This is a genomic window from Exiguobacterium sp. SL-9, assembly GCF_004336985.1.
Taxonomy (GTDB): domain Bacteria; phylum Bacillota; class Bacilli; order Exiguobacteriales; family Exiguobacteriaceae; genus Exiguobacterium.
In genome coordinates this window covers 244,420-270,091 of the sequence record NZ_SJUO01000002.1, presented here as the reverse complement: position 1 = coordinate 270,091, position 25,672 = coordinate 244,420, and the positions used below count along the sequence as shown (strand labels likewise).

Genomic DNA, 25,672 nt, shown 5'->3' with positions numbered 1-25,672 from the left:
TTTGGAGCCGCAGACAATCGTCGTCTGTGGCTTTTTTTGTTTCTTACGGATTCCCCTAAATTTAAAATCAAAGACTTCAAACTCGAGTGATTTCTGACGATAAGGGAGATGTCAGACCATTAGAGAGAGGAAGTAGCTATTATGAAGAAATCACTCATCATCGGCTTGTTGGCCGCCTGTGTGACTTGGTTGCCGGGTTGTCAGTCTGTCATCGATCAACCGGAACAAACCGTTGAAGCACGCCAATCAATGGGCGTCGTCTTGTCCGATGTTGGTCTCGGGGACCAATCATTCAGCGACGCGGCAATGCGCGGTATGGGGCAACTACGTGAGACGGGGAAATGGTTCGTCGACTATCGTGAACTTGCAGAGACGGAGACATATAAAGAGGGGTTCGAACAGCTCGTTGCGGACGGACATGATGTCATCATCGGTCTCGGGTTCGCCTGTCAGACGGACTTGGAAGCGGTAGCGGCCGAACACCCGGAACAACAGTTCGCATTGATTGACGCAGTCTCGACGTTACCAAACGTTATGTCGGTGACGTTCCAAGAGGCGGAAGGCAGTGCGCTCGCCGGGGCAGTAGCGGGTCTTGAGACGGAATCGGACAAAATCGGTTTTATCGGGGGTGTCGACAACGAACTGATTCAAAAATTCGAGACCGGCTTCGAACTCGGAGCGAAGAGCGTAAATGAAGACGTGACGATGCTCGTCGATTACGCCAATGACTTCGCTTCACCTGAAATTGGACGCGAATTGGCGGAAAAGCAGATTGAAGCCGGAGCGGACGTCTTGTACGCGGCTGCAGGACTGACTGGTGTCGGTGTCTTAGAGACGGCTGAACGGAATGGGGTCAAGGCGATCGGTGTCGACAGCGACCAATCGATGATCGCGCCAGACGCCGTCATCACGTCGATGTTGAAACAAGTCGATTTGGCGATCGTCGAGATTGCGGACCGGGTCGAAGAAAAGGCGTTCAACGCCCACGTCGAACTCGGTATCGATCAAGGCGGTGTCGGATTAGCCGCTCTTCGTCGTGTCCAGTGGGATGACGAAGAGACGAATCGATTCGAGGCGTTTCAGAAACAGTTGATGGAGGGGACGCTGAAATGAGTTTACGGAAACGGTTTATCTTTTCGACCGTGTTCACGGTCTTGTTGATTGTCTTGATGATGAGTTATGTTTTATCGACGTTAAATCGTCTGCAGACATATAACGAGCAATACGGCACGCAAATGATCGAATTGTCTCAGCTCGAGACGTCGCTCTTGCAGGAACAGTCGCTTTGGACATCGCTCGGTGAGCAGATGAGCCAATCGACGCTCACACAGCTCGAGCGGATTCGGACGACGAATACGGAAACGTTCACGACATTGAAGCAAACATATCTCATCCCTGAGTTTGCCAATCATCTTGAGCGCGCGACGATGAAGTATGAGCGGATCGAAGCCGAGGTTGAGACGGCCGAGGCCGGCGGGATCGGCGCACGGATTCAAGCGGCGAAGCTTGAAGGGGTATTGAACGATGTGAACACGCTCCTCTTGAAAAATGGAACATTCTACGAGGCGCTACAAGCCGAGGCGGCGAGCGAGACGAATCGTCTTCTGCTCGTATCGGTACTGTTGACGGTCTTCGTCATCGTCGCACTCAGTATATACAATTTCTTCTTTGCCCGCTCGATTACCCATCCGCTCGAACGGAATGTCGAGGCGGCGGAAGCAATCGCAGCCGGACGATTGATCACGTTACCGGATTCGACGCGACGTGATGAAATCGGACGGTTAGAACGAGCGATGCGCGAGATGACGATGTCGCTGCAAACGGTCATCGGTTCAATTCGTGTCACGTCAATGAAAGTGAACGATATGACAGAGACGGCCGCCGCAGAGAACGAGGCCGTGGTCAGCACGACATCAAACATCACGAACGCGGTCGATGAGATGGCAAATGGGGCCCAGTCGATTGCGACCGAATTACAAGAGACGCTCGAATCGGTCGGCCTCATGGCGACCTCATTCGAAACGAGTTTGAACCAGACGAAACAGACGACCGAACAGACGTCTGAGATGACACGCGAAGTCGCGGCCGGCATCGAGACGTTGACGGACCAAGAAGCGATTTTAGCACGTTCGAGCGAGCGCAACGCATCGCTCGTCAACCGGATGGATGATTTCGCCCGCAAGACGGAAGAAATCGAAAAGATGGCGAAACTCGTAGAAGATGTCGCCGCCCAGACGAACTTGCTCGCCTTGAATGCTGCCATCGAGGCCGCACGGGCAGGGGAGGCTGGACGAGGTTTTGCAGTCGTCGCCAGTGAAGTGAAGAAATTGGCCGAGGAGAGTAACGTGGCGACACGCTCCATCTTTGGTGTCGTCCAGACGATTCGGGACGAGGTCGTCCGCTTGACGGACATGGTAGAAGAGTCGAGTCGAGAACAGACGGCACAGCTCGAGGCATTCGGAATGACGAAACAAGCGTTCAACCGGATCCATGACCGTACGGACCACGTCGCCTCGTTCGTCAGCACGATCGAACGTGAGATGGTCGCGTCCAGTTCGGAAGTGACGAACGTCTTGAAACGGGTCGAGGAAGTAAGCGGCGTGACCGAAGAACTTGCGGCGGGGAACGAAGAAGTCGCAGCCTCGATGAAAGAACAACAAGCGAGCTTCGATCAGATTTTCGCCTTGATGCAAGAGTTAGAAGGGCAAGCCGCGGCACTCGCGAGCCAAGTTCAACATTTTGAAGAGCACTGAGACAAGTTTCGGCTTGTCTCTTTTTTGTCGTCTTACTGTTTACCGGAAGCGCATGCCTTCGTCCGATAGGCGCGTGTATAATGACGTATTCGGCCTCGGGCACATGCGCCAACGTTTCTTCATACTATAGAAAAGACTCGCTCGAGGAGGGGACGTATGGAAAAGGGGAAACGGTATATCGTCGTGCTGCTGATCGGACTGTTTATTGGGGTGGGCTATATGTTTTATTCGAAAGAACCGGAGACGCCGATGGTCGATCAGTTCGTCGTGACGCCTGAAGCGGAAGTCGAACCAAACGTTGTGACGGAAATCGTCGTCTACGTGACCGGTGCGGTCGAGGTACCGGATATGTACACGATGCCGCAAGGGGCCCGTGTCGGAGACGTATTGTCACTCGCCGTCTTGACGGATGAGGCCGATCCTGAACAATTGAACTTGGCTCAATTGCTCGTCGACGGGACGAAAGTGACGGTCCCGAAAAAAGGCGAGACGCTCGTGAGTCAACCGGATGAGGACACGTCCAGTGGGACGAACGGAGTCCATGTCAACAGTGCGACGAAAGAAGAGCTGATGACCGTACCGGGGATTGGTCCGGCCAAAGCGGAAGCCATCCTCAATCACTTGAAACAGAACGGGCCATTCGAGTCATACGAAGCTATCGGTGACGTTAAAGGGTTCGGAGAGAAGACGTTAGAGAGCATGAAAGGTTATTTATTGGTCCCGTGACATGCCACTCTATCCATTGTTGCCCATCAGCCTTCTAATCGCATGGATGAACGGTGCAGTCGCCCTGTGCATCTTGATCGCCGTGGGGATTGCTTTGACATGGCGTGGTCAATCCGTCTATGCACATGTCGGTGTCCTCCTACTCGTCCTATGGGGATTCATGCATCCTGAAGCTGAACCGTTGCCGGCGGACGGACCATATACGTTCGCCATCGAGAGTCGGAGGGACAACGGCCAATCGGTACGGCTGTATGGACAAATCGACGAAAGGAAAGGTGTGTTGACCGGTCGTGACCTCGCGCTCGGTCGTCCCGGAGAGACGTGCCTCGTCACGTTCACGCATACCCCGTTCGCACCGCTGCGTAATACGGGCGGATTCAATGAGACGGCGTGGGCGCTAGGAGCCGGTCTGACCTTCAAAGGGAGTGACGTCGCCATCGAGGCGTGTCGTCCGAGTGACAACGTGAGCGGGCATATGCTCCGCTGGAAAGAACGGCAGCTTGCGAGAATCGAGGCAACATACAGAGCGGACGTCGCACTCTATATGGAGGCGCTCCTATTCGGGGAAAGCCGCTTGCTCGACGAGGAGACGTCATTCTCTTACCGGGTCACTGGTCTGCTCCATCTGCTCGTCATCTCCGGGTCACATATCGCGCTCCTCGTTTTGGCGTTCCGTTGGCTGATGCGCGGTTTGCCGTTTCGTCGGGAGACGAAGATACAACTCATCATCACCGCAATTACGCTGTTCGGCTGGATGACCGGGTTTTCGCCGCCGGTCGCACGAGCCGTACTCGTTGCCGATTTGTTGCTCGGATTGTTGCTGTTCGGAATTTACGTCCGTGACCCGATTCGATTACTTAGCTGGTGTGGCGCGATGTTGCTCGCGATGCAACCGTACTTGTTATGGAACTTGGGATTCCAATTGACGATCGTGATGACGTTGTTCTTGCTCGTGACCCGGTCGATTTGGAATGGACCGTTCGGATTGGCCGTTTATGCGCAATGGTTCGGTCTCATTTTCCTATGGCCTGTGCAATCGATTCTATCCATATGGGCACCAGTCTATAACGTGCTCGTCGGGCTGTTGATCGCCTGGGTCATCATCCCGCTCGCATTTCTCATATACATCGTTCCAGGTGCGGAACCGCTCATGCATCCGGTCCTTGATGGCTTGAATGGTACGTTCCAACTGCATCATGATTGGCAACCATGGTTCCCGTTGCACGAATTCACGTTATGGCACGCTGTGGCGCTCGCTATCGTATTATGGGGCGGATTAATTTTACTCGAATGGAAGCGGTGGACGGGGTGGGCGTTGGCGCTCGGCTCCCTTTTGCTTCTGCACATCGCGTTAGAATGGACCGAGCAGCCCCGTGTCACATTTTTAGATGTGGGACAAGGCGATGCCATCGTCGTCGAGTATGGCGAGGTGACCGGGGTCATCGATGTCGGTGGGGTGTACCAAGACCCGAATGAACAAAAACGTTCCACATACGACCCGGGAGCAGACGTCGTCGCCCCGTATATATGGAAGCGCGGGGAACGCCGTCTCGATTTTTTGCTGCTCACCCATGCCGACCATGATCATATTGGGGGACTGACCGGGTTACTCGAGGCGATGCCCGTCGAGGAAGTATGGCTCTCGGCGGAAGTGGCTGACCGTGACAAGCGGGACGAGTTGTTGGCCGTCCTGGACGAATTTGACGTACCGGTTCGTCTCTTGTCAGCCGGAGATCGGCCGTATCCATGGATGTGGGTCGTCGCACCGGACGAGTCGAGTGATGATGAGAATGCGAACTCGGTGTCGCTGTTCATGAACGTCGGGGCGCTATCGTATTTATTGACCGGAGATTTACCGGACACGAGGGAAGGAAGCATTCCGACTGTCGACGTCGATGTGTTTAAGCTCGGACATCACGGGGCGGAATCGTCTTCGAGTCGTGAGTTGATTGAGCGAGTCGATCCGGAATGGATTGTCGTCAGTGTCGGGGCGAACAATCGATACGGGCACCCCCACCCTGACACGCTAAATCGGATCGAGGGTAGACGGTTATTGCGGACGGACGAAGACGGGATGGTCGTTTGTGAAGGGAATCGCTGTCGTGGGATTGTAACGAAAGGGGTCACTCCATGAAATCTATGATAAACTAAAAAAGCGATTGCTCCCCCGGGGCAATCGCTTTCTGACTGACTTATAAGCTCAAGAACTTGATGAGGACACCGATCGCGAAGATGGTGAAGAAAAAGCCGAACGGGACGATGAAGCCGATTGCTGAATCGATGGCATCGTTACGTTTGCATTGCACGTCGTTCTCGAACGGGTTTTCGCTTTGTGGGCGAACAGAGTTAATATGCATAGTGAGTCCCTCCTTGAAATGGTTCCGTCCTAAGTATAGCGAATCACCGGAGGATAATCTATGTTTAGATAAGAATAAATTGTGAAAGTGGTGTGTGTTTTGAATGAACCGTGGCTGCATAACGGAAAGTTGTCAAACGTATATGTCCTATTCGGGACAGAAAAATATTTACTAGAGACGTGGGAACGGGCAATCATCAAAGCCGCCAACCCGTCTGGTGACCAATTTGATGTCATGCAGCTCGACTTGCACGAGACGTCACTCGACACGGCGCTTGATGAAGCGGAGACGGTACCGTTTTTCAGTGAGTATCGGACCGTCATCGTCAAACATGCCCAGTTCTTGACGGGGGCGAAAGAAAAGCAGAAACAAAATGTCGAGCGCTTGACGGATTATGCGTTACAACCGGCGCCTTACTCCGTGCTCGTCTTTGTCATCGAAGCGGAAAAACTCGATGAACGAAAAAAAGTCGTCAAACGACTGAAAGAACGGGCCATCGTGCTCGAAGCGAAAAAACCGAGCCAATCCGAACTGATGCGTTACGTCGGCGACGAATTGAATCGTCGCGGCCAAAAGATGGAGCGGGCGACCGTCGAGCGCCTGTTGTTCCTCTGTCAGGACGATTGGGGCAAACTCGTGCGAGAACTTGAGAAGTTACAACTTTATGCGAGTGACGGAGCCGACATCCCGATTGAAATCGTCAACGACTTGGTTCCACGCACGCTCGAGGATAACGTGTTCCAGCTGTCTGAATTTTTAGTTGCCCGACGTGCGGATGCTGCGCTTCGGTTGGTGCGGGATTTAGAGAAACAAGGGCAAGAATTAATTGGTTTATTGTCGCTCCTCGCGCGGCAGTATCGGAATATGTATCTGGCCAAGCAGTTGACCGAGAAAGGGTATGGCGAGAAGCAAATCGCTTCGAAAATCGGCGCACACCCATATACAGTGAAACTGGCCTCACAAGCGAGCCGGAATTTTTCGGAGGCCCAACTCGGTCGGGCGCTGACGTTGATCGCCGACGCTGATGAAGCGATGAAGACAGGACGGGGCGACAAGCAAATCGTTTTCGATACGCTCGTCTGCCAATTGACATTACTGTGAGGTGAAGACATGGGATTACAGGAAGTGAGGCTCGTTGACGTGATTTCGCTCCGGCATGAAGTGCTACGTCCGGGACAGGCGGTCGAGACATGTTATTTTGAAGGGGATGACGCCGAGACGACACGCCACTATGCATGGGTCGAAGACGGTCGTGTCGTGTCGATTGCGACCGTGATGGAAGTGGGACGTGACTTCGACGGTCAGACGGTGCCGTATCAGCTAAGAGGGATGGCAACGGACCCGGCATTTTCTGGCCGAGGAATTGGCTCGTCCTTTTTACAGGCGTTGCATGAAGCGGTCAATAATTCGTGGTGGTGCAACGCCAGAGCCATCGCTGTCCGATTTTATGAACGGAACGGCCTAGTGACGGTTGGTGACGCGTTCGACATTCCGGGGATTGGACCCCATTATGTGATGAGAACCAAAAAAACAGCCGGCTCCTAATGGAGGCGGCTGTTTCGTTTTAGTCTCTAATTAGAGAGCTGCGATGCGAGCTGCGAGACGTGATTTGTCACGACCTGCTTTGTTTTGGTGGATTAGACCTTTTGCTGCAGCCTTGTCGATTTTCTTCGTAGCGAGGACGAAAGCTTCTTGAGCAGCTTCTTTGTTACCTTCTACAACGAGAGTATCAACACGTTTTACTGCTGTACGCATTGCTGCTTTCTCTTGCGAGTTCGCTACGCGACGCTTTTCAGAAGTTTTTGCACGTTTGATTGCTGATTTGATATTTGCCATGTTATTTCACCTCCTGAAACAAGAAAGTGTATGTTCTCATTACTTCAAGTAATCATTCAACAGAACAAGCACAATTGTAGCAAACGGTTATTCGAAAAGCAACCACTTGATGATTATTCTGAAAACTATATGTGGTATTGTTGTAGTAGGTCGTACACATTAACTTAGGATTTTGATATAATGACACGGTATGCATGAGAAGGATAGGTGAACCCATATATGAACAAACAAGAATTAGAGAATCGTCAGAAGAGAATACGGAACTTTTCCATCATCGCCCACATCGACCATGGGAAGTCGACACTCGCTGATCGGATTCTTGAAAAGACCGGTGCGCTCACAGCGCGTGAAATGAAAGAACAGACGCTTGATGCGATGGATCTTGAACGGGAACGCGGGATCACAATCAAGTTGAATGCTGTTAAATTGAACTATACCGCAAAAGATGGCGAAGAGTACATCCTTCACTTGATCGATACACCGGGACACGTCGACTTCACGTACGAAGTGTCACGTTCGCTCGCAGCATGTGAAGGGGCCGTCCTCGTCGTCGATGCGGCTCAAGGGATTGAAGCCCAGACACTCGCGAACGTGTATCTCGCACTCGACAACGACCTCGAAATCATTCCGGTCATCAATAAGATCGATTTGCCATCGGCTGACGTCGAACGCGTTCGTCAAGAAATTGAGGACGTGATCGGGCTTGACGCGAGTGATGCTGTACCGGCTTCTGCCAAGGCAGGGATCGGGATTGAAGAGATCCTCGAGCAAGTCGTCGAACTCGTTCCACCGCCGACAGGTGACCCGTCGGCACCGCTTCAGGCACTGATCTTCGACTCGTATTATGACGCGTATCGCGGCGTCGTCGCCTCGATTCGAATCGTCAACGGTTCGGTCAAAGTCGGGGACAAGGTCCAAATGATGTCGACCGGCAAATCATTCGACGTGACGGACCTTGGCGTCTCGACACCGAAACCGGTCTCGGTCAAGGAGTTGAACGTCGGAGATGTCGGTACGCTATCAGCATCGATCAAGACAGTCGGTGACGTCCGTGTCGGTGATACGATCACGCTCGCGAAAAACCCGTCGACAGAACAGCTCCCGGGTTACCGGAAAATGAACCCGATGGTGTACTGTGGCCTGTACCCGATCGACGCCGCCAAATATAACGATTTGCGTGAAGCGCTCGAACGGCTCCAGTTATCGGATGCGGCCCTTGAATTCGAACCAGAGACGTCACAAGCACTCGGCTTTGGCTTCCGCAGTGGTTTCCTCGGTATGCTTCACATGGAAATCATTCAAGAGCGAATCGAGCGTGAGTTCGGGATCGACTTGATCACGACGGCGCCATCGGTCATCTATCACGTCACGACGACGGCAGGCGAGGTCGTCCATGTTGATAACCCGTCAAAAATGCCGGAACAACAAAAAGTCGAGTCGATTGAAGAGCCTTACGTCAAGGCGGCCATCATGACACCGAACGACTATGTCGGCGCCATCATGGAGCTCTGCCAGAAGAAGCGCGGCAGTTTCATCGATATGCAATATATTGATACGACGCGTGTCAAAATCACGTACGACATCCCGCTCAGTGAAATCGTCTACGACTTCTTCGATCAGTTGAAGTCGAGCACGAAAGGGTATGCATCACTTGATTATGATTTGATTGGGTATCGCCCGTCACGCCTCGTCAAGATGGACATTCTCCTCAACAACGAACTTGTCGATGCCTTGAGCTTCATCGTGCACCGAGATTTCGCTTACGAACGTGGGAAAGTCATCGTCGAGAAATTGAAGGCGCTCATTCCGCGGATGCAGTTCGAAGTGCCGATCCAAGCAGCGGTCGGGACGAAAATCGTGGCCCGCTCGACAATCAAGGCGCTCCGTAAAAATGTCCTCGCCAAGTGTTACGGTGGTGACATCTCACGGAAACGTAAATTACTCGAGAAACAAAAAGAAGGTAAAAAACGCATGAAGATGGTCGGTTCCGTCGAAGTGCCGCAAGAAGCGTTCATGTCCGTCTTGTCGATGGACGAAGAATAAACGGTCGCCCTTATCTCCGGATAAGGGCGATTTTTGTCATTTGGCAGGATTCGGCACGTCATGTACGGAATAGTACCCACTTACAGATAAACAGAGGAGGAGTGAAGTGGCGGTGCCGATTTATAATTTTTCAGCAGGACCGGGTGTCTTGCCGGAACCTGTCTTACGAGAAGTGCAAGCCGAGTTTCTGTCTTATAAACAAGGGGTGTCCATCGTTGAGATGAGTCACCGCTCCCATACGTTCGCGACAATCGTCGAGCAGCTCGAGACGAGACTGCGGCGATTGATGCATATTTCTGACGACTACGCTGTCCTGTTTCTGCAAGGGGGAGCGACGCTTCAATTTTCGATGATACCGATGAATCTTTGCGAATCGGGTCGCTTCGCCTATCTCGACAGCGGAACGTGGTCAAAAAAAGCGATTGCCGATGCGAAGCACTTCGGTGACGTCGTCGTCGCCGGCAGTTCGGCAGCGGTCAATTATCGTGAACTTCCCACATGGCCTGATACGATTTCAGACGTCGACTATCTTCATGTGACGTTGAATAACACGATTGAAGGGACGCGCTATACGGAGTTCCCAGACATGGACGTCCCGCTCGTCGCTGACATCTCGTCGAACATTTTGGCGGAAGCGATCGATGTCAAGCGCTATGGATTGCTTTACGCCGGTGCCCAAAAAAATATCGGACCGGCCGGATTGACGCTCGTCATCATCCGCCGCGATTTGATTGTCGACCGTGAGTTGCCGTCATACCTCGCCTACAGCAAGCACGTCGACACGCTCCTCAACACCCCATCGACGTTTAGCCTATACGTCGCCGAGCGTGTGCTCGCCTGGGTCGAGGCCGAAGGTGGGGTCGAGGAGATGGAAAGTCGTAACGAAATGAAGAGCAAGCTGTTATATGACGCATTGGATACGTCATCATTGTTTCATGCACTCGTTTCCGGAAAGGAGCGGTCGCTGACGAACATCCCGTTCACGTCCGGGAATGACACGACGGATGAAGCGTTCCGACAGTTCGCCGAGACGCGCGGGTTGATTGAACTCGGGGGACATCGATCGGTCGGAGGTCTTCGTGCGAGCCTTTATAACGCCATGCCACTCGAAGGCGTGAACCGTCTCATCGACATGATGCATGAGTTTGAACAGGAGGGACAAGATGTTTCATATAAAAACGTATAACCAAATTGCCAAGGACGGACTAAGACGTTTCGAACCAAGCGAATATGCCGTCAATGACGCGGAGCAAGCCGACGCCTGGGTCATTCGGAGTCATGACGTTCACGACGCGGACATCCCGCCTTACTTATTGGCCATCGCCCGGGCCGGCGCCGGCGTGAACAACATCCCGCTCGAACGACTGGCGCGTCAGGGGGTCGTCGTCTTCCATACGCCGGGCGCGAACGCTAACGCCGTCAAGGAACTCGTGCTCGCCAGCATGTTGCTATCGGTTCGACCGATTTTAGAAGGGGCGAACTGGGTCAATACTCATGTATTTTCCGATCAGGCGTCGCTCGAGCAGGCGATGGAAGACGAGAAACGGCGCTTCGTCGGTTCTGAGCTAAGGGGCAAACGAGTCGGGATTGTCGGTCTCGGTGCGATCGGCGCGTCGCTCGCGAACGATTTGCTCCACCTCGGCATCGATGTCATCGGCTATGACCCGCATTTATCGGTCGACGCCGCATGGAATATTTCGCAACAAGTGAAGCGGGCCAAGCAGTTGAGCGAATTGCTCGCCGACGTCGATCTCCTGTCGATTCATATGCCATTAACCGACGATACGCGCCACATGATTGACGCGACGTGGTTCAACCAAATGAAACCGGGCGTCACCATCTTGAATTTTGCCCGCGGTGAACTGGTGAACGATTCTGATTTGCTCGAGGCGCTCGATGAGAACGTCGCGACGTATATCACCGACTTCCCAAAGCAGGCGCTATTCGGTCATCCTCAAGTCGTCGCCTTCCCACATCTCGGAGCGTCGACGCACGAGTCTGAGGTGAACTGTGCGATTCAAGCCGTCGATACGCTCAAACTGTACTTAGAGACCGGTAACATTCGTAACTCGGCCAATTTCCCGAACACAGAACTCCCGTTTGTCGGGAAGCGACGTTTGGCGGTACTCCATTTGAACGTCCCGAACATGGTCGGTCAAATCGCGAGCCGGCTCGCCGAGAACGGCATCAATATCGATAATATGGTCAACCGGAGCCGTAACGATGTGGCCTATACATTGATTGACATCGATAATCATAAACATGAGACACTATCCGTGCACACCCTATATGACATCGAGGGCGTCATGCGCGTCCGCGAATTTTAAGGAGGAATGACCATGGTCGTATTCAAACCGTTTGCCCCATATATGCCAAAACACCCTGAGGCGGTCGCCGCCGACCCGTACGATATCGTCAGTGTCGAACAGGCACGTCAGGACGTCGAACAGCGTCCCGACTCGTTCCTTGCGGTCGATAAACCCGAACTGTTCACGGCGGATATGTCGCTCGAGGCGTGGGGACGCCGGGCCCGTCATGAGCTCGAACGGCTTTATGAGAGCGAGTTGACCGAGCGGACCCACGGATTTTACGTGTACCGTCTCACCGATCACGGACATGTTCAGACCGGACTCGTCGCGACGTTCTCAGTCGCCGATTATGAGGCAGGTCGGATCAAAATTCATGAACACACACGTGAGGTGAAAGAGCGTGAACGGGTCGAGCACGTATCGGCGACGAAAGCGCACACGGGTCCCATTTTGATGAGTCACGCCCCGGCCGAAGGGTTACGCCGCATTTTGCACGACGCGACGACAGGAGAGGCGTTGTTCGCCTTTAAGGACAGCCAAGGTGTGCTTCATGAAGGCTTTGCCGTTCCATCCAAGCATCAGGCGCGCGTCATCATGATCGGGGCCAGCATTCCGGCCATCTATATCGCCGACGGGCATCACCGGGCTAAAGCCGCTGCCGTCGTCGCCCGGAGTCCGATTCATGAAGGGGAATCGAAACAAGAGCGGGACCACTTTCTCGGCGTCTTGTTCCCGAGCGATGAGCTGACAATTTTGCCGTACCATCGCATCCTGAACGATGTGGCGCCAGAAGAAGTCAGAGCGTTGCTTGACGGTTTGACGTTCTCATATGAGATCGAATCGGTGCCTGCCTTACACGTCCCGAACGAGCGGGGCACGTTCGGTTTGTCTTACCGAGGCGAACACCACGTGCTCAAAAAACGGCAAGTGACAGCGGCGCTCGATGTCGCGACGTTGCAACGCGATGTGCTCGAGCCGTATTTCCATGTCAAAGACGTACGGACGGACAAACGAATCGATTTCATCGGCGGCAAGGATGCCCCGGCGCGCCTCGCCGACTTGGCTGAACGTGATGACGTCGTCGTGTTGACGTGCCACGCCACGGCGATGGAAGAACTGATGCGTGTCGCCGATGAGAGCGGTCAAATGCCGCCAAAATCGACATGGTTCGAACCGAAATTGAAGAGCGGTCTGTTCATTCATCGGTTCGATTGAACGTGCAGAGTGGCGTCACGGCGTGAAAAGCGTTATAAATGGAAGAGAAGAAAGGGGTGGCCGCCATGGCTAAAGCCGTATATCTTCACATTCCATTTTGTGAACATATTTGTTATTACTGCGATTTCAACAAGGTGTTCTTAAAGAACCAACCGGTTGATGACTATTTAGATGCACTTGAACGGGAAATCAAACTCTCGCTCGAACAATACCCGACCGATACGATCGAGACGATTTTTATCGGCGGCGGGACACCGACGGCGCTCAATGAGGCGCAGATGAAACGACTTATGGATATGGTCGCGCATCATCTGCTCCCGCTTGCGTCCCCGAATTTAGAATACTCGGTCGAGGCGAATCCGAACTTCGTCAGTGCGGAAAAACTCGACACGATGAAACAAGGAGGGGTCAACCGCGTCAGTTTCGGCGTCCAGACGTTCGATGACGGCGGACTCGAGCGCATCGGCCGGACACACCGAGCTGATGACGTGTTCGCGACCGTGACGGAGGCCGCGAAGCGATTCGACAACATCTCGATCGACTTGATGTTCGGCTTGCCGGAACAGACGCTCGAGCAAATCGAGCGCGACCTCGATTTGGCGTTCCAGCTTCCGATTCAACACGTGTCTTCCTATTCGCTCATTCTCGAGCCGCATACCGTGTTCGCGATTCAGGAGCGAAAAGGGAAGCTGCGCCTTCCGGGTGAAGACATCGAAGTCGCGATGTATTTAAAAGTGATGGAGACGCTCGAACGGCGTGGCTTGAAACAGTATGAGATTTCAAACTATAGCCTCGAAGGACGGGAGAGCCGTCACAACCAAGTGTACTGGCGCAATGAAGAGTATTATGGCTTCGGCGCCGGCGCGCACAGTTATTTGAACGGTGAACGTCGGGCGAATATCGCCCCGATTCCGCACTATATTAAAGCGGAAGGGTTGCCGGTGCGCAATACGACGACGCTAGAGACGTTCGAGAAGATGGAAGAGGAACTGTTCCTCGGACTCCGGATGCGTCAAGGTGTGTCGTTTGCGACGTTCGAGTCGAAGTATGGTGTGTCGATGCGTTCAGTATTCGGGCACGTCTTGTCGGAACTCGAAGCCAAACGGTTGATCGAGACGACGGAGACGCACGTCCGCTTGACCGAGTCAGGGCTACCGCTCGCCAACGAGGCGTTCGCCGCCTTCATCGGCGAGGCACGAGTGAGCGACTCATCCGAACAGGCATCGATGTCATAAACAGAAGGGCGGACCCGAGATGGGTCCGCCCTTGTTTTGGTTATAAGACTAAGTCGCGGTAAATCGGCATGAGCCGGCTGAACGTGTCCTCGACGAGCGCGAGGAACGCGGCTTCGTTTTGGAGGATTGACGCATCGGCCGGAAGTTGACGGCCAATCAAGAAGTCCGCTTTCTTCACGGTCGCGAATCGTTCCGTTATCGTCTCGATTGACTCACGCGACGTGTCCTCGATTAAGAATGCGTCTTTTTTCATATGGTCTCCGGCGACGTGGAAGTCGGGGAAGTCCGATTTGAAGTCGATTGTCATGAGTCGTTTGCCGATGGCTTCTTTGTTCGGCATCTCATAGATGAAGGCGAGCCAGATAAAGACGCGATCATCGAACAGGCCGACTTGAAAATGGGGATGTTTTTTATAGCCACGTTTATCATGGCAGATGGCCATCCACGTATCTTTCGGTGGATTGACCGTCCGACGTGCATGCTTGGCGACGTGCAGATAGAGCGGGACGCCGACATCGGCTTCAAGCTGAGGACCGACCTCGTCGTAGATGCGATGGAATAGCGGCTGGATCTCAGAGCGAATCCCTGTCATGCGGGCATCGAGTCCGTCTTGCGTGAATACGTTAAATTGTTGTGTTGTAAACATCTAATCACCTCAATTCGTATCATACCGAAACTTGAAGAAACATGCATACTGGAAGGCTCTATGTGACTGGAAAAAATGATGCGAATGAATTGACAAATATGGAGAACATGATAATATTTGAAGTGTGATTAGCACTCAGTAAATATGAGTGCTAATAAAGCGAGGCCAATCCTTCAGAGAGGAGTGATGTTGTGCTGACAGAGAGACAATTGCTCATTTTACGAGCGATCATTGATGATTATATCCAAACGGCCCAACCCGTCGGTTCTCGAACGTTATCGAAACGGGATGACTTGTCATTCAGTTCGGCGACGATTCGAAACGATATGGCCGATTTAGAAGATTTGGGTTTGATTGAGAAGCCGCATACGTCGGCCGGACGAATCCCGTCTGAAATCGGCTATCGTTATTATGTCGACCACCTCGTCGAGACGAAAATCATCGACGAGCGGGAGACGTATCACCTCGGCGAACGACTGCGTGCCTCGGCTCAAGAGTCGGAAGTGCTCATCCGTCAAGCCGCTGACCTACTCTCTGATTTGACCAATTATACGACGGTGGCACTCGGTCCGAACAGTCAAATGAATCGACTGGCCCGGATCGATTTGATGCCGCTTGACGAACGGCGAGGTGTCGTCTTGATCGTGACCGATCAAGGCCATGTCGAACATCGGACGGTCGTGTTCGAATCCCCGATGGCGCCGGACCTGGTCGAACAGACGATCCGCTTCTTGAATGACCGTCTGAAAGGAACTCCACTCGGTCAGCTGAAGTTCCGGATCGGAGAAGAAGTATCCAACCTTCGACTCGCGCATCAGGAACAATTTGAGTTCATGATGCAACTCATTCAATCGACCGTCGGCGTCCAACATCCTGCTTCGCTTTACCTAGGCGGGAAGAAGAATATCTTCAACCAACCTGAGTTTCAGACGCTTGATACGCTGCGTCCGTTCCTTGAATGGATTGATGAACAGGAGCGGTTGACCGACTGGCTCGAATCGTTGCCAAACCGCGAGATTTATGTGAGCATTGGAAGCGAGAATGGCATCGTCGCGCTTCAAAATTGTAGCGTCATCACGTCCGATTATACACTCGACGGTCAGACGTTCGGCACGATTGCGATGATCGGACCGACCCGGATGGATTATCGACACGGGGTTCAGATGATGGGACAAATCATTGAGGCGCTCAGGCGAACGAAATTAGAAGAGTGATGGAAAGGAGCCTCATTATGACAACTGACAAACAAAATGGGCCAGAGCCAGAAGAAGTGCTCGAAGAAAAAGATTTTGATCCGAAACAGACGGAGACTGTCGAAGCTGAAGAGGTTTCAAATGTTGAGTTTGTGGAAGAAACTTCTGAGGGGACGGATTTACAAAAAGAAATCGACGCGCTCAAAGCGAGCGAGCTTCGCATCCGTGCGGATTTTGACAACTTCCGACGCCGCACGAACGAAGAGAACGCGAAACGCGTGAAATTCGCTTCACAGACGGTCGTCGAGAAATTGATTCCACTCATCGATAACTTTGAGCGTGCGCTCCAAGTCGAAGCGACTTCGGACGACGCCAAACAGATTCAAGCCGGCGTTGACATGATTCACCGTCAGTTGCTCGACGTCTTGAACGGTGAGAATGTCGAAGTGATTGAAGCGGTCGGACAGCCGTTCGACCCGAACTATCATCAAGCGGTCATGCAAGAGCCGAGTGATGAGTTCGAATCGGGAATCGTGACGATGGAGCTTCAAAAAGGGTACACGATGCACGGACGTGTCATTCGTCCGAGCATGGTAAAAGTCTCAGAATAACATTACTTAATTAGATGGAGGAATAGACAATGGGTAAAATTATCGGAATTGACTTAGGTACAACGAACTCATGTGTGGCAGTGATGGAAGGTGGCGAAGCGGTCGTCATCTCGAACGCGGAAGGGAACCGTACGACACCATCTGTCGTCGCCTTCAAAGGGGAAGAACGTCAAGTTGGTGAAGTCGCGAAACGTCAAGCGATCACAAACCCGAACACAATCCAATCGATCAAACGTCACATGGGTACGGCTCATACTGTAGAAGTCGATGACAAGAAATTCACACCACAAGAGATTTCAGCGATCATCTTACAGAAATTGAAAAAAGATGCGGAAGACTACCTCGGCGAGTCAGTGACAGAAGCGGTCATCACCGTTCCTGCTTACTTTAACGACGCAGAGCGTCAAGCGACGAAAGACGCAGGGAAAATCGCTGGACTTGATGTCAAACGAATCATCAACGAGCCGACAGCGGCAGCACTCGCTTACGGTCTTGACAAAGGTGAAGACCACACCATCTTGATCTATGACCTTGGTGGCGGTACGTTCGACGTGTCGATCCTCGAACTTGGCGATGGTGTCTTCGAAGTTGTGGCAACTGCAGGGGACAACCGTCTCGGTGGTGACGACTTTGACCAAAAAGTCATCGACTACCTCGTATCTGAATTCAAAAAAGAGAACGGCATCGACCTCGGACAAGACAAGATGGCGCTCCAACGTCTAAAAGATGCAGCTGAAAAAGCGAAGAAAGACCTTTCAGGCGTGACAAGCGCACACATCAGCCTTCCGTTCATCACGGCCGGAGCTGCTGGTCCGCTTCACCTTGAAACGACACTCACGCGTGCAAAATTTGATGAATTGACAGCCGACCTTGTCGAGCGCACGATGGAGCCGACACGCCGCGCCTTGAAAGATTCTGGTCTTACACCATCTGACCTCGATAAAATCATTCTCGTCGGTGGTTCGACACGTATCCCTGCGGTCCAAAAAGCGATTCACGACTTCACGAAAAAAGAGCCGTTTAAAGGTGTCAACCCGGATGAAGTTGTTGCCCTCGGTGCAGCCATCCAAGGTGGCGTCCTTGCTGGTGACGTCAAAGACGTCGTCCTCCTCGACGTGACTCCGCTTTCACTCGGTATCGAGACGATGGGCGGTGTGATGACGAAGTTGATCGACCGCAACACGACGATCCCGACATCGAAATCACAAGTCTTCTCGACAGCAGCTGACAACCAGCCAGCCGTAGACATTCACGTCCTCCAAGGGGAGCGTCCAATGGCACCGGACAACAAGACGCTTGGCCGCTTCCAATTGACGGACATCCCGCCGGCACCACGCGGTGTGCCGCAAATCGAAGTCAAGTTCGATATCGATGCGAACGGTATCGTTCACGTATCGGCGAAAGACCTCGGCACGAACAAAGAGCAGTCGATCACGATCCAATCGTCTTCAGGTATCGATGAGTCTGAAATCGAGCGCATGGTAAAAGAAGCGGAAGCGAACGCAGAAGCGGACAAACAGCGTAAAGAAGAAGCCGAGCTCCGCAACGAGACGGACCAGCTCGTCTTCGCGACAGATAAAGCGATCAAAGACCTGGGCGACAAAGTCGACGCGGCGGACAAAGAGCGTGCTGAAGCGGCGAAAGAAAAAGCCAAATCAGCACTCGAAGGCACAGACCTCGAAGCAATCCGTACGGCGAAAGACGAATTGTCAAACGTCGTTCAAGAATTGACGCAAAAAGTATATGCGAACATGGCTGAAGAGCAAGGTGCTGAAGGTGCCGAGACACAGACGGAAGCGAAAGACGACAATGTCGTCGACGCGGAGTTTGAAGACCTCGACGATCGTAAATAAGGCAACCGATAGATGGGAGAGCGCCAAAGCAGGTTTCTGCTTTGGCTCTTTCCATGTTAAGGTAGATTCGGTAGAATCTTAGTTTAGACAGTGTAGAGGAGAGAGTAACGTGGCGAAACGAGATTATTATGAAGTGCTTGGCCTAGATAAATCGGCCTCGGCACAAGATATCAAGCGGGCATATCGGAAGCTCGCACGACAATATCACCCAGACATTAACCAAGAGCCGGATGCGGCCGATAAATTCAAAGAGCTCGGAGAAGCGTATGAAGTGCTGTCAGACGAGCAGAAACGGGCCCAGTATGACCGTTTCGGTTTTGAAGGAGCCAGCCAGTTCGGTGGCGGTGGCGACTTCCAAGGAGGCTTCGGTGACATCTTTGACATGTTCTTCGGTGGCGGCGGACGTCGTCAAGACCCGAACGCCCCACGTCGCGGTGAAGATTATCAATACGTCGTCGATCTCGATTTCATGGAGAGCGTGACCGGTAAGACGGAAACGATCGATCTCGAGATCGAAGTCGAATGTGACACGTGCATGGGCAACGGCGCCAAACCAGGCACGAAACCAGAGACGTGCGGCCGTTGTGGTGGCAGTGGTGTCGAGACGGTCGAACAGAACACGATTCTCGGGCGGATGGTCAATCAACGGACATGTAGCCAATGTCACGGTAGCGGCAAGACGATTAAAGAAAAATGTGAGACGTGCCATGGTTCTGGCCACGTCAAGAAACAGAAGCAAGTCGAAGTCAAGATTCCAGCCGGGATTGACAACGGCCAACAGATTCGTCTCTCCGGCAAAGGCGGCCCAGGTTATAACGGCGGGCCAGCTGGAGACCTATATATCGTCGTCCGCGTCCGGGCCCACGAGATCTTTGAGCGGGTCGACCAGCACATCACGATGGAGATGCCGGTCACGTACGCACAAGCCGCACTTGGTGCCGAGCTAGAGGTTCCGACCGTCCATGGCAAGGTGAGCTTGAAAGTACCGGCCGGCACACAGACCGGATCGAAATTCCGATTGCGCGGCAAAGGGATGCCGAGCGTACGCGGCGGCGGCAATGGCGACCAGTACGTCAATATCGTCGTCATGACACCGACGAACATGACCGACCGTCAAAAAGAGTTGCTCCGTGAGTTCGAGGAGATCAGCGGAGAAGCAGGCGTCGAAGAACAGCACGGCCTGTTCCAAAAGATGAAGAAGTTTTTTAGCCAGTAAAAGGAGCGTGTTCAAACGATGAAATGGTCTGAAATTTGTGTCCACACGACACAGCAGGCAGTCGAAGCCGTATCGAATTTATTACATGAAGTGGGGGCACAAGGGGTCGTCATCGAGGATGTTGAGGATTACGACCAGATGATGGCCGAAGACCATTTCGGAGAGATTTGGGACGTTTCCGGACGTGAATCGTATCCGACGTCAGGCGTCTACGTGAAAGCGTACGTCCCGGCGTCTGGTGATTTCCAAGACACCCTTGCCGCGTTCAAAAAAGAAGTGGAAGGGTTGCGTCATATGCTCGATATCGGCACCGGTGACGTGACTGTCGTCGAGATGGATGAAGAGGACTGGGCCCATTCGTGGAAACAGTACTACAAGCCCGTCAAAATCTCACAACATCTCACGATTGTCCCGCTCTGGGAAGATTATGAGCCGCAACCTGAGGAGAACGTCATCTTGCTCGATCCGGGCATGGCGTTCGGCACAGGGACGCATCCGACGACGATGCTCTGCATCCAAGCAATCGAGAACTATATTCAGCCGGGTGACCGGTTGATTGATGTCGGTACCGGGTCAGGTGTGCTCGCTATCGCTGCGGCGAAACTTGGGGCAAAACGCATCGAAGCGCTTGATTTAGATGCGGTCGCCGTCGAATCAGCACGTCAAAACGTCGAGACGAACGATGTCCAGGACGTCGTCGATGTGAAGACGGGAGATTTGTTGAAAGGGATGACGGGTGAGTACGATCTCGTCGTCGCCAACATTTTGGCCGACGTCATCATGCTCTTCATCGATGACGCTTACGCACGCGTCAAGCCAGGCGGGTACTTCATCACGTCGGGCATCATCGGACAGAAGCGGGCCGAAGTGACGGAAGCGCTCAAGGCGTCCGGGTTCGCGATTGAAGAGACAAGGGTCATGGAAGACTGGGTCGCGATCATCGCGAAGAAAGGGTAAGCCATGCAACGTTACTTTTTACCGCGTGAATCTTTTGTCAATGACACGGTAACGTTACCGGCCAACGTCGTCCATCATATCGGGACAGTGCTCCGGGAGACTCCAGGTTATCGCATGGTGCTCTTAGACGGGACCGGTCTTGAATATGAGGCCGAGGTCATGATGCTCGAGAAGAAGACGGGGACGGCTCGTGTTCTCGAACGTCGTCAAGCGACGACCGAACTGCCGATCGACGTGACGCTCGCCTATGCGCTCCCGAAAGGGGATAAAGTCGAACTCGTCGCCCAAAAAGGGACCGAGCTCGGCATGCATCACTTTTGGGTGTTCGAGTCGAAGCGTTCGGTCGCCAAATGGGACACCAAAAAAGCACTGAAAAAAATTGAACGACTCCAGAAAATCATGCAGGAAGCGGCTGAACAGTCTTACCGTGCCGTCGTTCCGATGTGTCAACATATCACACCTCGGGAACTGGCGGACCGGATCGATGCGTTCGATGCCGTCGTCATCGCGTATGAGGAAGAAGCGAAACAAGGGGAGAAGGCCGCGTTTGCGACCGTACTGCAAGCACTTCAACCCGGATCCAAATTACTCCTCATCGTCGGGCCAGAAGGCGGCTTTGATGATCAGGAAGTGAACGAGTGGACCGAACGGGGGGCCAAGCCTTGTGCGTTCGGACCACGCATCTTGCGTTCTGAGACGGCTCCACTCTATGCGCTCGCAGCCGTATCCTATGCGCTCGAATTGAATTAACACATCAAACGGCTCTCGCGGATGCGGGAGCCGTTTTTTTATCTAGCAAAAACAGGCTCGCGATTTGGGCGCGAGCCTGTCGGGTTCATTATTTGACGAGTGTGATCGTCTTCGTCGTCACGTTGCCGGCGAGGTCAGTCACCTCGAACGTGAACGTGTTCTCACCTGACGTCACAGGAAGCGTGACCGTCTGTGTTTTTGCGAATGAACGCATCTCATACGGTGCTTTCAGCGCTTGGCTGAATTTCAAATCACCGTTGACGACGAGCTTCACTTCGTCGAAGTTGTCTTTCACCGTCACAGCGACGTCGACCGACGTTTGTTTTTTACCGATCTTCTTCGGTAGTTTTCCGAGTTCAATCACGGCTGGTGTCGTATCTACGAAAATCGCACGTTGGAAGTTGGCGACGTTTCCGGCCGCATCCTCGGCGACAAACCGTAACTTATGGACACCGTCCGCGAACGTCCGCGTCGTGTTGAAGACGTGTTCTTTCTTCGCATCGTCCCATGTGAGTGGCACGTCAACACCGTCGACTTGGAACGATTGGATCGCCGAGGCGTCTTGAATCGTTCCAGCGACCGGGACGACCGATGTCGCGTATGGCGTCAAAGCGAGTGGGGCGTTCACGAACACGCCCGGCTTATCCGCGTCTGTCGAGTAAGCGACCGTCTTCGTCGTGCTGTTACCGGCGTGGTCTGTGACACGAACGCTGACTTGATCGGCGTCGCTGACGCCTGTGAATGTGTAGGCCTTGCCGTCCGCTTGCTTGGCGACGGATTTGCCGTTCAAGAAATATTCGACCGAATGGATTCCTGAGAATTCATCTTTCGCTTGGACCGCCAAGCTGTCCCCTTGCCATTTCGTCGTGAACGTCGGGTCCGTGTAATCGACTTTGACCGGGAAACGTAGCGTCTGGGCTTGTTTCTTCATGTAGTCGATACTTCCTTCAATCTCATAGAAGTACTTGCCGGCCGGGGCCGGTTTGCCGTTCAACTGGCCATCCCATGTGTAAGCAGCCGAGTAGTAGTAAGGGGTGTTGGCACCGCCGTCAAAGTAGTTTTTACGGAGCTCTTCGTCTTGGAACAGCGTCCGGACGACATTGCCCGACTCGTCGACGATGCGGTATTTGACGTCTTTGGCGTTACGGAGCAACGAGAACACCGGTACGGCGACATCTTTTGAGCCATCTTTGTCTGGTGAGAAGGCGATGGCATCGGCAGAGACTGATTGGTCGAGGTTCGAACCGAGATAATTCCCTGTCTGATCGACCATACCTGCCACTTCGTAGAATGAGCCATCTTCATAGATGGACGCATCGAAGATTGGCGCCTTGCCCCAGTCTCCTTCGAAACCGACGAACGGCACGACGAGTGACGGGTTGCCCTCAGGACCGTTGACGTCCGTCAAACGGACGAATCCGTCGACGAAGTATCCGTTCTCAAAGACGTCTTTCGCCGGCACAAGGCCGTCGAGCGTTTTTGGATTGAGCACTTTTGCTTTTGAGACGTCGAGGGCGACTTTAAGCTCTACTTTTGCGTTCGGTTTTACTTTGACCGTACGAACTTTCTTGCCGTTGACCGTCACTTTGGCATTCTCAAGCGCTTGTGCTTCCATCGCGTTCTGGACGAGGCCGGCCGTCTTTTCGATGGCGAGGTCGGTCTGGAGTGACGAGGACACGTTATACGACACGGCTTTATCCGACAAGTTCTCGACGACAAGCGTGAACGTCGCCTTGCTGCGGTTCAATTCCTTGAGCGCGACTTTCGCTTCTTTCGTCTTCTTCTCGTACGCGATCGCCGGTGTCGAGACGGCAGCATGCAATTGCATCAAACCAGCGCCTCCGCGGCGTGGCGTGTACGGCAAGTTCTGTTTCAACTGTTTGTTGAGCGGTCCGATATCCTTGACAGCTTTTGACGTGTTGATGAGCAAGTTTTTCGCCATCGTGACACGTGCTGTGCCCGTCAAATTGAAGTCGCGGTCAACGCGCTCGAGGACGAGGGCGGCTCCGCCGGCAACGTGTGGGGCGGCCATCGATGTACCGCTCATCAAGCCGTATTGGTTATCGTTCAACGTCGAGAAGATTTGACCGCCTGGTGCCGAGATTTCCGGCTTGAAGTCGAGGTTTGGCGTCATGCCCCACGATGTGAAGTTCGAAAGTTGACCGGCCGCGCCGTTGACGACGCTGAGGCGATCGCCGGCAAAGCCGATCGTCATCTGTTCACCAGCGAGGAGGCGTTGTTGCAACGTGTTCCCGTCTTTGATACTGAGCGAGGCCATCGGGATTTTCGGGTTCGACAGCGCCATGCTCACATAATCGCCGTGCCCGACGGCGCCGCGAATGATGACACCGGCCGCGCCATTCGCTTCGGCCGTCTGCTGGATGTTCGAGTAGAAGTAACTGCCGTCACGGACCGCGAGGACGATTTTTCCTTTGACGTCTTTACCGACGTATTGGCTCGGTTGGCCGTCGCCGACGTAAACGAGGTCATAGTTACCTTGTGTGAAGGCCGGACCGTCTTGTTTTTTCCAACCGATTTTGTCCGTAGCGTCACCTGACTTGATGGAGAACGCGTCCAATTGGATTTGATCGTTTTCAAGTGAAGCGACTGATGTCGACGCTGAGCTGACACTTGGGGCACCGACGACGCCTGTGTCCGGGTTATCGGCGTACGGAAGGTCATACCCGTTCCCGAAGTAAGCCGAGTTTCCAGCCGAGATTGACATGAAAACACCGTTATCGACGGCACGTTGGACGGCTTGTTGTTCCGGTGAGTCGGCATCGACAAATCCGGCCGTTGAGCCGAGACTCATGTTGATGACGTCCGCATCGAGCTTAATGGCGTCATCAATCGCTTTGATGTAGATATCCCCATATGTCGAAGCATAGTTTGGATCGTTACTGAATACTTTGAGGCCGAGCACTTGCGCCTCAGGGGCGACACCTTTCAAACCGCCGGCCGCTTCATCACCGTTGGCAGCGACCGTACCCGATACGTGCATGCCGTGCATCGAGGCACCAGGTGAATCGTCACGGATATCATCGTTCTCATCATAATAGTTATACGCGTATGGGACTTTTTCATTTATGTAAGCTCCAGGCATGCCGAACGTACTGACCGCCGTCTCGACTTCTGTTTGAGATAATTCGGCTTTTGAGTCATCTGTGAGACGGAAGTCGCGGTGATCGGCATCGACACCTGTATCGATGACAGCGACGATTGTTCCTTCACCTGTGAAACCGTAATCGCCCCACGTCTGTTGTGATTGAACCATGCCATTACTCGTCACCATGTCGGGTTTCACTTCTGGACGTTCGTATTCGTTGACGACATGAACACTTGCGACTTCAGGCAACGCCTCGACTTTTTTGACATCGTTCGCTGTGAGCATCGTACTGAAACCGTTGAAGACGGTCGTGAATTCTTCGAGCGTCACGGCCTTGACTCCCTTTTTCGAGATGGCAGCTTTTGCTTTCTTCTGTTCGGCCTTGACGAGTTTTTGAGCACCGTCTTTTTCGGTCTTCGTCAACTCATTGAACTTCTTACCTTTCTTTTTCGCTTGCTCGATTGCCGGGGCACCCACGAGTTCAACGACGACACGTAATTTCTCATGCTTGTCGGTCGAGCTCACGCTCTGTTTGACGGATGGCTTGGCCAAGACCGGTTCTGCACTGAGGCCGAGCAAGCCAGGGGTCAATGCGAGGCAAGTCGCGAGGGAGACGTTCAAATAAAATTTTGGTTGTGGCAATTTAGTATCCTCCAATCGTTTTTTAAAAAAATAAATCCATTTGTGGAAAATGATAGCGGATAAACGATGGAAATACCTTTTATTTTTTAAACGTAAGGGTAATGAATTTGCACAAATTAAAAGATTCTGACAATTACTTTGGACCTATATGCCTAGATTGGTGGATAGGTCTTTTTTCATTTTTACGATCTTGCAGGGCGAAAAAATAAATCAGGTAATTGAAG

At 53.0% G+C, this 25,672-nt stretch carries 21 protein-coding genes; 17 read left to right on the top strand and 4 right to left on the bottom strand.

Translation table 11 applies throughout. The features are described 5' to 3' along the window. The first annotated feature begins 141 nt into the window (after positions 1-141). From EVJ34_RS05880 to EVJ34_RS05865, 4 genes are all read left to right on the top strand, one after another. The gene (locus EVJ34_RS05880; protein WP_131437412.1) at positions 142-1,113 is read left to right on the top strand and encodes a BMP family lipoprotein; all 972 of its coding nucleotides are present in this window, start codon (positions 142-144) and stop codon (positions 1,111-1,113) included. Then, the gene (locus tag EVJ34_RS05875; protein ID WP_131484948.1) at positions 1,110-2,753 is read left to right on the top strand and encodes a methyl-accepting chemotaxis protein; all 1,644 of its coding nucleotides are present in this window, start codon (positions 1,110-1,112) and stop codon (positions 2,751-2,753) included. The genes EVJ34_RS05880 and EVJ34_RS05875 overlap by 4 nt, the downstream gene beginning before the upstream one ends. A gap of 156 nt (positions 2,754-2,909) precedes the next feature. Next, positions 2,910-3,479, top strand: a complete 570-nt coding sequence (locus tag EVJ34_RS05870; protein WP_131437416.1) for a helix-hairpin-helix domain-containing protein — start codon at positions 2,910-2,912, stop codon at positions 3,477-3,479. A 1-nt stretch (position 3,480) separates the two neighbouring features. Next, the gene (locus EVJ34_RS05865; protein WP_131484947.1) at positions 3,481-5,613 is read left to right on the top strand and encodes a ComEC/Rec2 family competence protein; all 2,133 of its coding nucleotides are present in this window, start codon (positions 3,481-3,483) and stop codon (positions 5,611-5,613) included. Between the two features lie 58 nt (positions 5,614-5,671). On the opposite strand, the gene EVJ34_RS05860 is transcribed toward EVJ34_RS05865, so the two are convergent. Then, positions 5,672-5,836 carry a YqzM family protein gene (locus tag EVJ34_RS05860; RefSeq protein ID WP_016508105.1) on the bottom strand — a complete coding sequence of 55 codons (165 nt, stop codon included), beginning with the start codon at positions 5,834-5,836 and terminating at the stop codon, positions 5,672-5,674. 90 nt (positions 5,837-5,926) lie between these two features. Between EVJ34_RS05860 and holA the strand changes: the two genes are divergently transcribed. Continuing rightward, the gene (holA, locus tag EVJ34_RS05855; protein ID WP_236634615.1) at positions 5,927-6,937 is read left to right on the top strand and encodes a DNA polymerase III subunit delta; all 1,011 of its coding nucleotides are present in this window, start codon (positions 5,927-5,929) and stop codon (positions 6,935-6,937) included. Positions 6,938-6,946: 9 nt separating this feature from the next. Continuing rightward, positions 6,947-7,381 carry a GNAT family N-acetyltransferase gene (locus tag EVJ34_RS05850; RefSeq protein WP_131484946.1) on the top strand — a complete coding sequence of 145 codons (435 nt, stop codon included), beginning with the start codon at positions 6,947-6,949 and terminating at the stop codon, positions 7,379-7,381. 30 nt (positions 7,382-7,411) lie between these two features. Here the strand turns inward: EVJ34_RS05850 and rpsT are convergent, their stop codons facing one another. Further along, complete coding sequence (gene rpsT / locus EVJ34_RS05845; RefSeq protein WP_034778152.1) at positions 7,412-7,672, bottom strand: 30S ribosomal protein S20; 261 nt, start codon at positions 7,670-7,672, stop codon at positions 7,412-7,414. Positions 7,673-7,891: 219 nt separating this feature from the next. Between rpsT and lepA the strand changes: the two genes are divergently transcribed. From lepA to hemW, 5 genes are all read left to right on the top strand, one after another. Next, positions 7,892-9,715: a translation elongation factor 4 gene (gene lepA / locus EVJ34_RS05840; protein ID WP_131437423.1), complete on the top strand. Its 1,824-nt coding sequence runs from the start codon at positions 7,892-7,894 to the stop codon at positions 9,713-9,715. A gap of 112 nt (positions 9,716-9,827) precedes the next feature. Beyond that, positions 9,828-10,901, top strand: a complete 1,074-nt coding sequence (gene serC, locus EVJ34_RS05835; RefSeq protein ID WP_131484945.1) for a 3-phosphoserine/phosphohydroxythreonine transaminase — start codon at positions 9,828-9,830, stop codon at positions 10,899-10,901. Next, on the top strand, positions 10,879-12,042 hold the full coding sequence (locus EVJ34_RS05830; RefSeq protein WP_131484944.1) for a 3-phosphoglycerate dehydrogenase family protein: 1,164 nt from the start codon (positions 10,879-10,881) through the stop codon (positions 12,040-12,042). The genes serC and EVJ34_RS05830 overlap by 23 nt, the downstream gene beginning before the upstream one ends. A 12-nt stretch (positions 12,043-12,054) precedes the next feature. Continuing rightward, a complete protein-coding gene (locus EVJ34_RS05825) occupies positions 12,055-13,239 on the top strand; it encodes a DUF1015 family protein (protein WP_131484943.1) in 1,185 nt (394 codons plus the stop codon). 65 nt (positions 13,240-13,304) lie between these two features. Continuing rightward, positions 13,305-14,474 (top strand): radical SAM family heme chaperone HemW, encoded by a 1,170-nt coding sequence (hemW, locus tag EVJ34_RS05820; protein ID WP_131437428.1) that lies wholly within the window; start codon positions 13,305-13,307, stop codon positions 14,472-14,474. Between the two features lie 40 nt (positions 14,475-14,514). Here the strand turns inward: hemW and EVJ34_RS05815 are convergent, their stop codons facing one another. Next, entirely contained in the window at positions 14,515-15,120 is a 606-nt protein-coding gene (locus EVJ34_RS05815) for a DUF1054 domain-containing protein (RefSeq protein WP_131437430.1), read from the bottom strand. Between the two features lie 191 nt (positions 15,121-15,311). On the opposite strand from EVJ34_RS05815, the gene hrcA reads away from it, so the two are divergent. From hrcA to EVJ34_RS05785, 6 genes are all read left to right on the top strand, one after another. Further along, positions 15,312-16,334 (top strand): heat-inducible transcriptional repressor HrcA, encoded by a 1,023-nt coding sequence (gene hrcA, locus EVJ34_RS05810; RefSeq protein ID WP_131437432.1) that lies wholly within the window; start codon positions 15,312-15,314, stop codon positions 16,332-16,334. A 17-nt stretch (positions 16,335-16,351) separates the two neighbouring features. Next, complete coding sequence (gene grpE / locus EVJ34_RS05805; RefSeq protein WP_131437434.1) at positions 16,352-16,924, top strand: nucleotide exchange factor GrpE; 573 nt, start codon at positions 16,352-16,354, stop codon at positions 16,922-16,924. 29 nt (positions 16,925-16,953) lie between these two features. Next, the gene (gene dnaK / locus EVJ34_RS05800; RefSeq protein ID WP_131437436.1) at positions 16,954-18,777 is read left to right on the top strand and encodes a molecular chaperone DnaK; all 1,824 of its coding nucleotides are present in this window, start codon (positions 16,954-16,956) and stop codon (positions 18,775-18,777) included. Positions 18,778-18,886: 109 nt separating this feature from the next. Further along, the gene (gene dnaJ / locus EVJ34_RS05795; protein WP_131437438.1) at positions 18,887-19,993 is read left to right on the top strand and encodes a molecular chaperone DnaJ; all 1,107 of its coding nucleotides are present in this window, start codon (positions 18,887-18,889) and stop codon (positions 19,991-19,993) included. An 18-nt stretch (positions 19,994-20,011) separates the two neighbouring features. Further along, on the top strand, positions 20,012-20,950 hold the full coding sequence (gene prmA / locus EVJ34_RS05790; RefSeq protein WP_131437440.1) for a 50S ribosomal protein L11 methyltransferase: 939 nt from the start codon (positions 20,012-20,014) through the stop codon (positions 20,948-20,950). Between the two features lie 3 nt (positions 20,951-20,953). Further along, complete coding sequence (locus EVJ34_RS05785; RefSeq protein WP_131484942.1) at positions 20,954-21,700, top strand: 16S rRNA (uracil(1498)-N(3))-methyltransferase; 747 nt, start codon at positions 20,954-20,956, stop codon at positions 21,698-21,700. A gap of 88 nt (positions 21,701-21,788) precedes the next feature. On the opposite strand, the gene EVJ34_RS05780 is transcribed toward EVJ34_RS05785, so the two are convergent. Next, on the bottom strand, positions 21,789-25,448 hold the full coding sequence (locus EVJ34_RS05780) for a S8 family serine peptidase (protein WP_131484941.1): 3,660 nt from the start codon (positions 25,446-25,448) through the stop codon (positions 21,789-21,791). Positions 25,449-25,672 lie beyond the last annotated feature (224 nt).

Excerpts from the sequence above, each read along its gene's own strand:
- EVJ34_RS05880 (WP_131437412.1), top strand. The coding sequence starts at position 142 with ATGAAGAAATCACTCATCATCGGCTTGTTGGCCGCCTGTGTGACTTGG.
- EVJ34_RS05875 (WP_131484948.1), top strand. The coding sequence starts at position 1,110 with ATGAGTTTACGGAAACGGTTTATCTTTTCGACCGTGTTCACGGTCTTG.
- EVJ34_RS05870 (WP_131437416.1), top strand. The coding sequence starts at position 2,910 with ATGGAAAAGGGGAAACGGTATATCGTCGTGCTGCTGATCGGACTGTTT.
- EVJ34_RS05865 (WP_131484947.1), top strand. The coding sequence starts at position 3,481 with ATGCCACTCTATCCATTGTTGCCCATCAGCCTTCTAATCGCATGGATG.
- EVJ34_RS05860 (WP_016508105.1), bottom strand. The coding sequence starts at position 5,836 with ATGCATATTAACTCTGTTCGCCCACAAAGCGAAAACCCGTTCGAGAAC.
- EVJ34_RS05850 (WP_131484946.1), top strand. The coding sequence starts at position 6,947 with ATGGGATTACAGGAAGTGAGGCTCGTTGACGTGATTTCGCTCCGGCAT.
- rpsT (WP_034778152.1), bottom strand. The coding sequence starts at position 7,672 with ATGGCAAATATCAAATCAGCAATCAAACGTGCAAAAACTTCTGAAAAG.
- lepA (WP_131437423.1), top strand. The coding sequence starts at position 7,892 with ATGAACAAACAAGAATTAGAGAATCGTCAGAAGAGAATACGGAACTTT.
- EVJ34_RS05830 (WP_131484944.1), top strand. The coding sequence starts at position 10,879 with ATGTTTCATATAAAAACGTATAACCAAATTGCCAAGGACGGACTAAGA.
- EVJ34_RS05825 (WP_131484943.1), top strand. The coding sequence starts at position 12,055 with ATGGTCGTATTCAAACCGTTTGCCCCATATATGCCAAAACACCCTGAG.
- hemW (WP_131437428.1), top strand. The coding sequence starts at position 13,305 with ATGGCTAAAGCCGTATATCTTCACATTCCATTTTGTGAACATATTTGT.
- EVJ34_RS05815 (WP_131437430.1), bottom strand. The coding sequence starts at position 15,120 with ATGTTTACAACACAACAATTTAACGTATTCACGCAAGACGGACTCGAT.
- grpE (WP_131437434.1), top strand. The coding sequence starts at position 16,352 with ATGACAACTGACAAACAAAATGGGCCAGAGCCAGAAGAAGTGCTCGAA.
- dnaK (WP_131437436.1), top strand. The coding sequence starts at position 16,954 with ATGGGTAAAATTATCGGAATTGACTTAGGTACAACGAACTCATGTGTG.
- prmA (WP_131437440.1), top strand. The coding sequence starts at position 20,012 with ATGAAATGGTCTGAAATTTGTGTCCACACGACACAGCAGGCAGTCGAA.
- EVJ34_RS05785 (WP_131484942.1), top strand. The coding sequence starts at position 20,954 with ATGCAACGTTACTTTTTACCGCGTGAATCTTTTGTCAATGACACGGTA.